The organism is Pseudomonas sp. NFACC51, assembly GCF_900103575.1.
Lineage (GTDB): Bacteria > Pseudomonadota > Gammaproteobacteria > Pseudomonadales > Pseudomonadaceae > Aquipseudomonas > Aquipseudomonas fluorescens_Q.
On sequence record NZ_FMXH01000009.1, the window covers coordinates 231155 to 243700 of the forward strand.

Here is a 12546-nt window from a genome sequence, read left to right on the forward strand (position 1 = left end):
ATTCGCTGCCTTCCATTTAGGCCAGTGCCATTCAGCAGCCCGATGGGCACCCGGTGCGCAATTCACAACACTTTGACATCCTCCTTACGGGGTTTTAACCGGAGCGAGCCGAAACTGGCCGTCTCGTACCTTTTCGCTCCTGGTCGCTCCTGCATGTTCAAGTTATGTACCCGTTCACTGCTCTGCCTGGCCTTGCTCGTCGGACTCGTCGAATCCCCGGTCCAGGCGGATGATGCCGCCGGGACGAGGCCTGCTGAATGGGCCCGGCCAGTGGAAAAGGACTACAACCTTTACCAGATGTCCCCTACGCTGTACCGCAGTTCCTTGCCGGACGGCGGGGCTTTGCCCCTGCTGGGCAAACTCAGGATCGGCACGGTCATTACCTTCCTGCCGGAGTCGGATAAGCGCTGGCTGTCCACCCCCGGCATCGAGCAAGTGCAGTTGCCCTATCGCACCAACCATGTCGACGACAGTGACATTCTCCGGGCCCTGCGCGCCGTCCAGGCTGCCGAGGCCAAGGGGCCGGTGCTGATGCACTGCAAGCACGGCTCGGATCGCACCGGGCTGGTGGCCGCCATGTACCGGGTGGTGGTCCAGGGCTGGAGCAAAGAAGACGCCCTGAACGAAATGACGGAGGGCGGCTTCGGTGACAGCCATCACTTCAAGGATGGCGTTCGCTACATGATGCAGGCCGATGTGGAAAAACTTCGCACGGCATTGGCGAACGGCGACTGCAGCACCAGCGTGTTTGCCCTGTGCTCCCTGGAAAGCTGGGTCAATTCAACGACGACGGCGCGACACCTCGATCCTCAGGTTTTGCAGCCGGAGCATTGACCGGCGATGGGCCGATAAAGGCGGCGATGGATTCGGACAGTGGCCGCGAGTCGCCCGGACCAAACACGGTTTCGCGCAGCGCCCGGCCTGTCGCCGGGTTGAACAGGCCGTCGCGCTTGAACCGCTCGAACACGCTGAGGGCCCATTCCTTCGACCAGGCATAGGCGTAAATCTTCGCCGCATAACCGGTCACCATGTAGTCCAGGCCATTGGGCCAGCGTTCGTTCGCGAACGAGGGCAAATGCCCCGTGTGCGCGTTGACCTGGTCGAACACCTGCTGGACGCTACGCCCGTCGCCGTGGGTCCGATGCAGCTCCATATCGAATAACGCATTGCGCAACAGCAAGGCAGTTTCCCAACTGGCCTGAGTATTGGCGAAGGTCAGCAGTTGATCGGCGACCTTCTCCGGCATCGCCGCACCGGTTTGGTAGTGCTTCGACACGCGGACCAGGCATGGCTTGGAGAAGCACCATTGTTCCAACAGCATGCCGGCAAACTCGGACGTATCGCGGGATAGATCGCTGATGCCCGAAATCTCGCGGTACTCGGCCCGGGTCAGCAGATGATGCAGGCAATGGCCGAACTCATGAAACAAAATGCGCAACTGCAGGTGGTCGAGCACGGCTGGCTGGGCACCCGAGCCGCGCGGCAGCCAGCCATGCAGGATTGCGACAGGGTGCCGAGGCCGGCCTTCGGCGGTGATGGAGCGGTTTCGCAGGGTGGTGGTATTGGGGTAGCCGTTGCGGTTCGCGTCGTCGAACGGATCGAAATACAGGTAGCCGATGAGCTGATCCCATTCACGAACTTCGAAAAGCCGCACCTCCGGATGCCAGGTGGCAACGTCCTGACGCTCGATGAAATCCACCCCGAACAGCTCCGTTGCGATCAGCAGCAGTTGTGCAAATGTCGACGCCAAGGGAAACCAGGCACTGAGCGCATGTCGGGAGGTTCCCGCCGCCTGCTGGCGAAGCTTTTCCGTCAGGTACGGATAGTCCCAAGGTTGCAGCTCGCTGAAACCATGCAGGCGGGCAAAGGCCTTGAGCTGTTCGGTGTCTTTGGCAAAAGCGCTTTGGTGCAGGGCGAGTTGCCCGCGCAAGAATGTCGTGACCTGCTCGGCCGATTCGGCTTGTTCTGGCTCGAGCGCCATTTGGGCGAAATTCGCGTAGCCGAGTGCTGTCGCGTACTGGTGTCGATCATCGAGCAATTGTTGGAGAACCTTGCCGTTATCGAACTGGCCGGCGTGGGGCCCCTGGTCCGATGCGCGGGTGCTGTAGGCCACGTACAGTGCTTGGCGCAAAAGGCGGTTGTCGGCGTAGCCCGTGACGATGCCAAATGACTCGTCGCTGAGGACCAGCCGCCATCCGGTGTGCCCAGCCTCGCGCGCCTGGCGGGCCATCTGCTGCTTGAAGGCCGACGGCAGGCCGCTCAACTCGCTTTCATCGTCGAAGGTTTTGCTCCAGGCGTTATTGGCCTTGTGCAGGTTCTCCAGAAACAGTTGTTGAGCCCCTTTGATGCGGCGCTTCAAGGCGTCCAGGTCGGGTCGCGACGTGCGCGCCAGACCGTTCTGGCGAAATTGTCGGAGGATTTTTTCCAGGACGCGTGTGCGCGCCGGTTCGAAATGCTGGGCGATCTGGCTGTCTGCCAGGCGCTGATAGAGTTGGAACAGTTCCGGATGCTGCCTCAGCCAGCGCTGGAAATCATGCAGCCGCGCCGTGCAGTCCAATGAAGCCTGCGTCCATGCGTCCCCGCTTCGGGCCGAGGCCAGAAGGTCCAGTAGGGCGTCGAAACCTTCCAATCGCGTGTGGATTTCATCCATGGCCAGCACCAGGTCATCCCAGGTGGGAAACGCTGCCTGGGTCTTGATGATATGGGCGACCTGGGCACGGCTCTCGGCCAGGATCCGGTCAAGGGCCGGTGAGAAATGCCTGGCTTTGATTCGGTCGAAAGGGGGCAGGTCGTAGGCCTGCAACAGCGGGTTGTCAGCGTGGGGCATGGAAGCCTTCCTGTCAGTGGACTTGATGAACAAGTCTGGGCAGGAAGGCCGTAAGCCCTGCGGTATATATGTACCGCTTCCGGGCCGGGCGGCCCGGAAGGTGATGCCGCAGATGTCAGTCGGTTTTTTTCTTCAACTTGGGGTTGGGGAAAAACTGCACCGCCTGGACCTTGGCGTCCGGCGCTTTAAGCACCGACGTGTTCACGCGGGTGCCCAACTCCTTGGGCACCGACAGGCCTTGCTCGTTGAGTGTGTCGGAATAACCGCAGGCCACACATTCACGGTGCGGTACGCCGTCTTCGTTCCACATCATCAATTTGTCCGGCTCGCTGCAGGCCGGGCAGACCGCCCCGGCGATAAAGCGTCGCTTGGTAATCACAGGTCCCTCACTCATGCTGCCGCGTCCTCGGTCAGGCCGCTGTGGCGCAAGAGTGCGTCAATCGACGGTTCACGGCCACGGAAGTCGACGAACAGCACCATCGGCTCCTGGGAACCGCCACGGGCCAGGATCGCCTCGCGGAAGGCGCGACCGGTGTCGGCGTTGAGCACGCCGTCCTCTTCGAACTTGGAGAACGCGTCGGCTGATAGCACTTCCGCCCACTTGTAGCTGTAATAGCCCGCCGCGTAACCGCCAGCGAAGATGTGGGCGAAGCTGTTGGGGAAACGGTTGTAGGCCGGCGGACGCATGACCGACACCTCGTCGCGCACGCCTTCGAGCACTTGCGCCACGCTGCGGCCGTCACCGTGAGTGGCGTGCAGCTCGAAGTCGAACAGCGAGAACTCCAGTTGGCGAACCATCATCAGGCCGGACTGGAAGTTTTTTGCCGCGAGCATTTTTTCCAGCAGGTCCTGGGGCAACGGTTCGCCGGTTTCGTAGTGGCCGGAAATCAGCGCCAGGCCTTCGGGTTCCCAGCACCAGTTCTCCATGAACTGGCTTGGCAACTCCACCGCATCCCAGGCCACGCCGTTGATGCCGGACACGCCGGCATGTTCGACGCGGGTCAGCAAATGGTGCAGGCCGTGGCCGAACTCGTGGAACAGGGTGGTGACTTCATCGTGGGTCAACAGCGCCGGTTTGCCACTGTCGGCCGGGGTGAAGTTGCACACCAGGTTGGCCACCGGGCTCTGCAGGACGCCTTCGAAGGTGCGACGACGGTCGCGGGCGCCATCCATCCAGGCGCCGCCACGCTTGTTGGCGCGGGCGTAGAGGTCGAAGAAGAAGCGGCCGACGTGCTGGCCGTTTTCCTTGATTTCGAACAGGCGCACGTCCGGGTGCCAGCTGTCGAAGCCTTTCAGTTCGGCGATCTCGATGCCGTACAGACGCTGGACGATGGCGAACAGACCGCTCAGGACCTTGTCGATCGGGAAGTAGGCGCGCAGGGCTTCCTGGGCCACGCTGTAACGCTGCTGGCGCAGTTTTTCACCGTAGAAGCCGCTGTCCCAGCTTTGCAGGTCAGGGCAGCCCTGTTCGGCGGCAAAAGCCTTGAGCTGTTCCAGGTCCAGGGCCGCGAACGGCTTGCTGCGCTTGGCCAGGTCGCGCAGGAAACTGAGGACCTGGTCGCTGGACTCGGCCATCTTGGTCGCCAGGCTCAACTCGGCGAAGTTGGCGAAGCCGAGCAATTGGGCCAGTTCCTGGCGCAGGTCGAGGATCTGTTCCATCACCGGGCCGTTGTCGTTCTGGCCGGCGTTCGGGCCCTGGTCGGAGGCGCGGGTGCAGTAGGCGGCGTAGACTTCTTCGCGCAGGGCGCGGTCTTCGGCGTAGGTCATCACTGCGTAATAGCTGGGGAATTCCAGGTTGATCAGCCAGCCGTCCAGCTCCTTGGCCTGGGCAGCGGCGGCCATTTGCGCCTTGGCCGAATCGGTCAGGCCAGCGAGGGCGGCTTCGTCAGTGACGTGCTTGGTCCAGGCCTGGGTCGCGTCCAGCAGTTGATTGGAGAAGCGGCTGCCCAGCTCGGACAGTTTGCTCTGCACCTCGGCGTAACGCTTCTGCTGCTCCGGTGGCAGGTCGATACCCGACAGGCGGAAGTCACGCAGGGAATGTTCCAGGATGGTTTTCTGCGCCACGTCGAAACCTGCGGCTTCAGGGCTGCTCGCCAGGGCTTCGAAGGCCTGGAACAGCTCGCGGTTCTGGCCCAGCTCGGTGGAGTAGGCACTCAGTGCCGGCAGGCAGGCCTCGTAGGCTTCGCGCAGTTCCGGGCTGTTGCGCACGGCGTTCAAATGACTGACCGGGCTCCAGGCGGCGCCCAGGCGATCATTGAGTTCGTCCATCGCCAATACCAGGCCGGCCCAGGTAGGCTGGCTGCCCTGGGTCTTGAGAATTTCAGCGATGGCGGCACGGTTGTCAGCCAGGATCTGCTCGATGGCCGGTTGCACGTGCTCGGCACGGATCGCCGAGAATGGCGGCAGGTCATAGGATTGCAAAAGAGGGTTGTTCACGCTCACGGTTGACACCTTGGCTGGAAGAAACATGGGCCCATCTTAATTACAATCGACGTTCACCGCAGCTAGCAGCACCTATCAGTAACAAAGAGAGAGCCTATCGTGACCCTTCGCACGTACCAGAATCACAGCCCGCAGTTAGCCCGTGGCGCTTTTGTCGACAGCACCGCGGTGGTGATCGGCGACGTCGAAATCGGCGAAGACAGCTCCGTCTGGCCGCTGACGGTCATTCGCGGCGACATGCACCGCATCCGTATCGGTGCGCGTACCAGCGTCCAGGATGGCTGCGTGCTGCACATCACCCACGCCGGGCCGTTCAATCCCGAGGGCTTCCCGTTGCTGATCGGCGACGACGTGACCATCGCCCACAAAGTCATGCTCCATGGTTGCTCCGTGGGCAGCCGGATCCTGATCGGCATGGGCAGCATCGTCATGGACGGCGCGGTGGTCGAAGATGATGTGATCATCGGTGCCGGCAGCCTGGTGCCGCCGGGCAAACGTCTGGAAAGCGGCTTTTTATATGTGGGCAGCCCGGTGAAGCAGGCCAGGCCGCTGACGGACAAGGAGCGCGCTTTCTTCACTTACAGCGCGGCGAACTACGTGAAGCTCAAGGACCTGCATCTGGCTGAAGGCTACGACCAGGCCTGACGGGTTCGCCTGCCACTTCTATTCATCGTGGCGAGGGAGCTTGCTCCCGCTGGGCTGCGCAGCAGCCCCATTACTCCCAGGAACTGCAATGCATTACCAGACTGTACTCTTCGACCTTGACGGCACCCTCACCGACCCCCGCGAAGGCATCACCCGTTCGATCCAGTTCGCCTTGAGCAAGCTGGGCATCGACGAGCCCGACCTGAGCCGCCTCGAGCATTTCATCGGTCCACCGCTGTTGCAGGCCTTCATGCAGTTTTACGACTTCGACGAAGCGAAGGCCTGGGAGGCGGTGAATTTCTATCGCGAGCGCTTCAAGGTCACTGGCCTATACGAAAATCGCGTCTTCGACGGCGTGATGCCACTGCTGGAAACCCTGGGCGACCAAGGGCGCCAGTTGTACATCGCCACCTCCAAACCCTGGGTCTTCGCCCGGGAAATCGCCCGCCACTTCGACTTCGCCCGGCACTTCAAGGTGATCTACGGCAGTGAACTGGACGGCACCCGCACCAACAAAATCGAGCTGATCGCCCACCTGCTGGCCGAAGAAGGCCTCGACCCGGCCAGCACCCTGATGATCGGCGACCGCAAACACGACCTGATCGGCGCCCGCAGCAATGGCCTGGATGCGGCAGCGGTCGGTTACGGGTTTGGCAGCCGTGAAGAGTTGAGTGCAGAGAGTCCGGCTTATCATTTCCAGACGGTGGATGAATTGCACCGGGCGTTTTTGCGGGGCTGACTGGGCCTCAAGGCGCACACCCATCTGTGGCGAGGGAGCTTGCTCCCGCTCGGCGGCGCAGCCGTCGTAATTCGGCTGATGCGGTTTGTCCGTGGGACTGCGCTGACCATCTTTGGGACGGCTTCGCCGTCCAGCGGGAGCAAGCTCCCTCGCCACAGGTACTAGCCATATCCCGGTCCCCCCAAGTATTGGAAAGCAACGGTTCAAGGCCTGAACTGGCTGGGCGCCACGCCGCTCCAGCGCACGAAGGCGTGGCGGAAGCTGGCGGTTTCGCTGAAGCCCAGTCGTTCGGCGATTCGATAGATCGGCAATTGATCCTCGCAGAGCATCTGCTTGGCCCGTTCGAAGCGCAGTTCGTCCAGCAGTTCCTGGTAGCTGCAGCCCAGGTCCTTGAGGTGGCGTCGCAAGGTGCGTGCCGAGCAGTTCATTTGTTCGGCCAGGCCTTCCAGCCCGGGGGCGGCGTTCAGTTGGGCGTCGAGCAACTGGCGGATCCGTCCCAGCCAGGCCTGGCGTCCGGTGAATTCGGTGTTCTGCCGGCGGCAACGTTCGGCCATGGCGTGATGGGTGACGGAGTCGGCCAGGGGCAAGGGTTGGTCGAGCCAGTGACGCTCGAAGGCGAACGCGTTATCGACGCTGTCGAAGCGCACCGGGCACATGAAGAGCTCGGCGTAGCGCGCCTGGTAATCGGGCGCCGGATGTTCGAAGCGTGCCGCACGCAAGGGCAGTGCATGACCAAGGAGGTCGTTACAGATGACCCTCAGCGAAACCATGCAGAACTCGGCATTGAACACCGCCAGGGCCGGATTCTCCCGATAATCGCTGGCGCTGAACCAGACGTACTGGCCGTCATCGTCCAGGTTCAGTTCGAAGAGTGTTCCCAATAGCGCCGGATAGCGCAGTGCCAGGCGCAAGGCGTCACCTAAGGTGGCACTGGTCAGCAGCGCATAGCCGAGCATGCCGTACGACGAAACGTGCATGCGCAGGCCCAGCTCCAGGCCGATGTCGCGCTTGAGGGCCACGGCGTTGGCGCAGACCTGCATCTCCTGGTTGGTGGTGATGCGCGTATCGGCCCGGCTCAGGTCCGCCGCGCTGATGCCGCTGCCGGCCAACAAGGCATCACTGGGCAAGCCTTCGCTTTTAAAGGTGCTCAGTACCAGTGAGACGGCGTTGAGGGTGGTGAGGTGGGAATGAAGCATGTCCGTTTCCAGCCTGGGGAAGCTGGAAACGGAGCAAGTTATGTGCCGGACGCTTTGTGCTATGACACTGCAGTTGTGGCGAGGGAGCTTGCTCCCGCTCGGGCGCGCAGCGACCGCTGATCATTGGGAGCGCTTCGCGCTCCAGCGGGAGCAAGCTCCCTCGCCACAGGTTAGTGCGGAGCCTGGGTCAGGCGAGTTCGCCACACAGGTCCAGCTCAACCAACCGTCGCACCTCTTCCACGGGCAGACCGGCGCCAATCAATGCCTGCAACTTGCCGAACGCGGCTTCACGGGTCATGCCGCCGCCGGACAGTACGCCAACGCCACGCAAGCGACTGCCAGCCTCGTAAACGTCCAGCTCGACGCCCCCTTCATGGCATTGGGTCACCGCCACGATGACCACACCGCTGTCCCGCGCCCGCTCGAGGCTGGCGAGGAAGGCCGGGTTGTCGCTCGGCCCGGTGCCGCTGCCGTAGCATTCCAGCACCAGGCCCTGGATGCCGCTGCCCAGCAGGCCGTCCAGGATCTCGGCGCTGATGCCGGGAAACAGCGGTAGCGCCGCGATGTTCGCCAGTTGCTTGGGCTGGTTGTAATTCAGCTGCGCCGGCAGCGAGGAGGCTTTGAGGCCGCCGCCCTGGCGTTCGAGGCGCTTGAACGGGTGACGACCAAAGCTGCGCACTTTCGCGCAACGGGTTGGCGCCAGCAGTTCACCATGGAAGTACAGATGCACACCCGGCGCCAGGCCTTGGCCGAGAGCGACCAGCGCACCGCTGAGGTTTTCCCAGGCGTCACTGTCGGTCACGCCGGCAGGCAGCATGGAGCCGGTGAAGCAGACCCGCGCATGCAGGCCCAGCAGTTGGAAACTCATCGCCGCGGCGCTGTAGGCCAGGGTGTCGGTGCCATGCAGGATCAGTACGCTGTCGCAGCCCTGCACATCCACGGCATCGACCACCGCTTCGCGCAGTTGCTGCCAGTAGGCCGGTGTCATGTTGGCGCTATCGATCAGCGGCGACATTTCCCGGAAGCGCCATTGCGGGACGACGAGTTCAGGTTGGCTGTGCAGGTAATCGCGCATCCGCGCTTCGAAACCGGATGCCGGGGCCAGGCCGTGGGCGCTGGCTTGCATGCCGATGGTGCCGCCGGTGTAGAGCACCATGACGTGCTGGGCGGCAGGGTAGGTCGAGCCATTCATGGGGTTGTTCTCCGAGGACGAAAACGGCAGCGTGGGTTAGCTGCCACAACATAAGGTCGAGCATGACGCCGACCTTAGGCTGTGTCACGCCGGACGCAGGGGATGCGTCCGGTTTTTACAAACAGCTTTTACCGATCAGCGTTGCGCTGCGGTCGCGCCAGCAACAGCGGCGTCAGGTTTGGCAACCGGCGCCGAGGGGCTGGCAGGCCAAGCCTTGCGGTCCAGATCCAGGTCCGGGAACTTGCTGGAATCGAACACAGGAGTCTTGATGCCGGCCGAACGCTGGTCATCGTAGTCACGCAGGATGCGCATGCCGACCTTGAACAGCAGGAACAGCGCGATCAGGTTCACGAACGCCAGCAGGGTCATGGTGATGTCGGCGAAGGCGAACACGGTGCTGAGGTTTTCGATGGCGCCCCAGAAAATCAGGACCAGGACCAGTGCGCGGTAGGCGATCAGGGCCTTGCGGTTTTCACCCAGCATGAAGCGCAGGTTGTTCTCGCCCAGATAGTAGTTGTAGAGGATCGAGGTGAAGACGAACAGCGCCAGGGCTACAGAGATGAACATCCGGCCCCAGTCACCCACGACGGCCGCCAGGGAGTTCTGGGTCAGGGCAATGCCATCGCCTTCGAAACCTGGGGTGTAGAAGCCCGACAGCAGGATCAGCAGCGCGGTGCAGGTGCAGATCACGAAGGTGTCCAGGAACACGCTGAACGCCTGTACCACACCCTGGGCAACCGGGTGTTCGACCGACGCGACAGCAGCGACGTTAGGCGCACTGCCCAGGCCGGCTTCGTTGGCGAACACGCCACGCTTGACGCCCATGACGATGGCACTGCCGATCAGGCCGCCAAAGGCCTGGTCCAGGCCGAAGGCGCTCTTGACGATAGTCGCCAGCATGGCCGGTACGTGGTCGAATTGCAGCACGATCACGTAGATGGTCACGGCGATGTACGCCAGGGTCTTGACCGGTACCAGCAGGTCGGCGACCTTGGCGATACGCTTGATCCCGCCAATGAACACCAGGCCCAGCAGCACCGCCAGGCCCAGGCCGGTGTAGGTGGTGTCGAAGCCGAAGGCGTTGTTCAGCGAATGGGTGACGGCATGGGCTTGCAGGCCGTTGAAGGCGAAGCCGAAGGTAACCAGCAGCAGGAACGCCATGATCATGCCCAACCAGCGCTTCTGCAGGCCGTGCTGGATGTAATAGGACGGGCCGCCGCGGAACTGGCCTTCGGAGTCGCAGCGCTTGTAGAGCTGGCCGAGGGAGCATTCGAAGAAGCTGCTGGACATGCCGACCAGCGCGGTCACCCACATCCAGAACACCGCACCAGGACCGCCGAGGGTTACGGCGATACCGACACCGGCGATGTTGCCCGCGCCGACACGACCGGCCAGGCTGAGCATCAGGGCCTGGAAGGAACTGAGCTGGTCAGTGCTGCTTTTCAGGCTGTCACGGAACACCGTGAACATATGAAAGAAATGACGGAACTGGACGAAACGCGAGCGGATCGTGAAGTAGCTTCCGAGCCCGACAATGAGCACGATCAGCACTTTCCCTGAGAGGAAGTCGTTGATGACTTCAAGCATGAGTATTCCTCGCTGTTTTTTGTTTAAGCAAATGCTGGCCATTTGGAAATATCGCGTTACATCGGTCGGCGCGCGGCACAACAGGTGAGGCGATGTTTCGTCCCGGTCCATTTTCGCGGGTTTGTTATTAGTTCGGTTTTCGCATGTTTAAGGATCTCGCTGCAGACGACCGCTCATGCGAAGAGGGGCGGCACTATACCTATCAGTGCGGTGCCCGTCTGCACAGTTGTGGTGCGTCCGACGAAACGAACCCTTTGAAACACCTGGCCTTTCGGTCAGGTTCTTGTGGGAACGAGCCTGCTCGCGTTGGCTGGCGACGCGGTTTACAACGGGCAGCGCGTCGTCGTTTATCGCGAGTAGGTTCCTTCCCACAGGTTCAGTCATCCTTTGCTGCTATCAATTAAAAAAAGGGCTTGGGGAAGATCCCCAAGCCCTCAAAAGGTGAGAGGTGTCTAGTCCCTCGACCTGGTGAGCGGTGGTCGTGTCGATCACGCTTTGAGCGGGACCAGACGCGGAGCAATCATGTTTTCCGGGCGCAGGATGTCGTCGAGCATGGCGTCGTCGAGCAAGCCTTCTTCGCGCACCAGTTCCAGCACGCCGCGGCCACTTTCCAGGGCAACACGGGCGATGCGGGTGGCGTTTTCATAGCCGATGTACGGGTTCAGGGCGGTGACCAGGCCGATCGAATGCTCGACCAGTTCACGGCAGCGCGCTTCGTTGGCGGTGATGCCGACGATGCAGTGCTCGCGCAGCATGTCCATGGCCCGTTGCAGCAGGCGGATCGAGTCGAAGATCTTGAAGGCGATCAGCGGCTCCATCACGTTCAGTTGCAGTTGGCCGCCTTCGGCCGCGATGGTCAGGGCCAGGTCGTTGCCGATGATCTGGAATGCCACCTGGTTGACCGCTTCCGGGATCACCGGGTTGACCTTGCCGGGCATGATCGAGCTGCCTGGCTGGCGGGCCGGCAGGTTGATTTCGTTGATGCCGGTGCGCGGGCCGCTGGACAGCAGGCGCAGGTCGTTGCAGATCTTCGACAGCTTGACCGCGGTGCGCTTGAGCATGCCGGAGAACAGCACGAAGGCGCCCATGTCGGAAGTTGCTTCAATCAGGTCGGCAGCCGGAACCAGCGGCTGGCCGCTGATGGTTGCCAGGCGCTGCACGGCCAGGGCCTGGTAGCGCGGGTCGGCGTTGATGCCGGTGCCGATGGCGGTGCCGCCCAGGTTCACTTCGGTGAGCAGTTCAGGCGCCAGGGTTTTCAGGCGTGCCAGGTCTTCGCTCAGGGTGGTGGCGAAGGCGCGGAATTCCTGGCCGAGGGTCATCGGCACGGCGTCTTGCAGTTGGGTGCGGCCCATTTTCAGGACGTGACTGAATTCTTCACCTTTGGCCGCGAACGCCTGGATCAGGCTGTCGAGGCTGGCCAGCAACGCGTCGTGGCCCAGCAGCAGACCCAGGCGGATCGCGGTCGGGTAGGCGTCGTTGGTGGACTGCGCCATGTTCACGTCGTTGTTGGGGTGCAGGTACTGGTACTCGCCTTTCTGGTGGCCCATGGCCTCCAGTGCGATGTTGGCGATGACTTCGTTGGCATTCATGTTGGTCGACGTGCCGGCGCCGCCCTGGATCATGTCCACCACGAATTCTTCGTGGAAATCGCCGCGGATCAATCGTGCACAGGCTTCACTGATGGCTGCGTGCTTGGCTTCGCTGAGCTGGCCCAGTTCGCGGTTGGCGTCAGCGGCGGCCTGTTTGACCATAGCCAGGCCGACCACCAGCTTAGGGTAATGCGAGATCGGGACGCCAGAGAGACGGAAGTTGTTTACCGCTCGCAGGGTCTGGATGCCGTAATACGCTTGCGCTGGTACTTCGAGTACGCCAAGCAGGTCTTTTTCTGTGCGGAATGATGCAGCGGAGGACATGATGG

At 62.2% G+C, this 12546-nt stretch carries 10 protein-coding genes; 3 read left to right on the plus strand and 7 right to left on the minus strand.

Annotation, left to right across the window (positions count from 1 at the left end; genetic code table 11):
• Positions 1-153: 153 nt before the first annotated feature.
• Positions 154-834, plus strand: a complete 681-nt coding sequence (locus tag BLT00_RS19500; protein ID WP_092148768.1) for a phosphatase domain-containing protein — start codon at positions 154-156, stop codon at positions 832-834.
• Here BLT00_RS19500 and BLT00_RS19505 read toward each other — a convergent pair.
• From BLT00_RS19505 to prlC, 3 genes are all read right to left on the minus strand, one after another.
• A complete protein-coding gene (locus BLT00_RS19505; protein ID WP_092148765.1) occupies positions 776-2827 on the minus strand; it encodes a M3 family metallopeptidase in 2052 nt (683 codons plus the stop codon). The genes BLT00_RS19500 and BLT00_RS19505 overlap by 59 nt on opposite strands.
• 115 nt (positions 2828-2942) lie before the next feature.
• Positions 2943-3221, minus strand: a complete 279-nt coding sequence (locus BLT00_RS19510; RefSeq protein WP_092148762.1) for a YheV family putative zinc ribbon protein — start codon at positions 3219-3221, stop codon at positions 2943-2945.
• Positions 3218-5269 carry an oligopeptidase A gene (gene prlC / locus BLT00_RS19515; protein ID WP_092148956.1) on the minus strand — a complete coding sequence of 684 codons (2052 nt, stop codon included), beginning with the start codon at positions 5267-5269 and terminating at the stop codon, positions 3218-3220. The genes BLT00_RS19510 and prlC overlap by 4 nt, the downstream gene beginning before the upstream one ends.
• 99 nt (positions 5270-5368) lie before the next feature.
• On the opposite strand from prlC, the gene BLT00_RS19520 reads away from it, so the two are divergent.
• Positions 5369-5914, plus strand: a complete 546-nt coding sequence (locus BLT00_RS19520) for a gamma carbonic anhydrase family protein (RefSeq protein WP_092148759.1) — start codon at positions 5369-5371, stop codon at positions 5912-5914.
• Between the two features lie 88 nt (positions 5915-6002).
• Positions 6003-6653 (plus strand): HAD family hydrolase, encoded by a 651-nt coding sequence (locus BLT00_RS19525; RefSeq protein WP_092148756.1) that lies wholly within the window; start codon positions 6003-6005, stop codon positions 6651-6653.
• Positions 6654-6856: 203 nt separating this feature from the next.
• On the opposite strand, the gene BLT00_RS19530 is transcribed toward BLT00_RS19525, so the two are convergent.
• From BLT00_RS19530 to aspA, 4 genes are all read right to left on the minus strand, one after another.
• Entirely contained in the window at positions 6857-7849 is a 993-nt protein-coding gene (locus BLT00_RS19530; RefSeq protein WP_092148753.1) for an AraC family transcriptional regulator, read from the minus strand.
• Between the two features lie 187 nt (positions 7850-8036).
• Entirely contained in the window at positions 8037-9041 is a 1005-nt protein-coding gene (locus BLT00_RS19535) for an asparaginase (protein WP_092148750.1), read from the minus strand.
• A gap of 135 nt (positions 9042-9176) precedes the next feature.
• Positions 9177-10628: an alanine/glycine:cation symporter family protein gene (locus BLT00_RS19540; RefSeq protein ID WP_063323556.1), complete on the minus strand. Its 1452-nt coding sequence runs from the start codon at positions 10626-10628 to the stop codon at positions 9177-9179.
• A 488-nt stretch (positions 10629-11116) separates the two neighbouring features.
• Positions 11117-12541: an aspartate ammonia-lyase gene (aspA, locus tag BLT00_RS19545; protein WP_003196363.1), complete on the minus strand. Its 1425-nt coding sequence runs from the start codon at positions 12539-12541 to the stop codon at positions 11117-11119.
• Between the last annotated feature and the right edge of the window lie 5 nt (positions 12542-12546).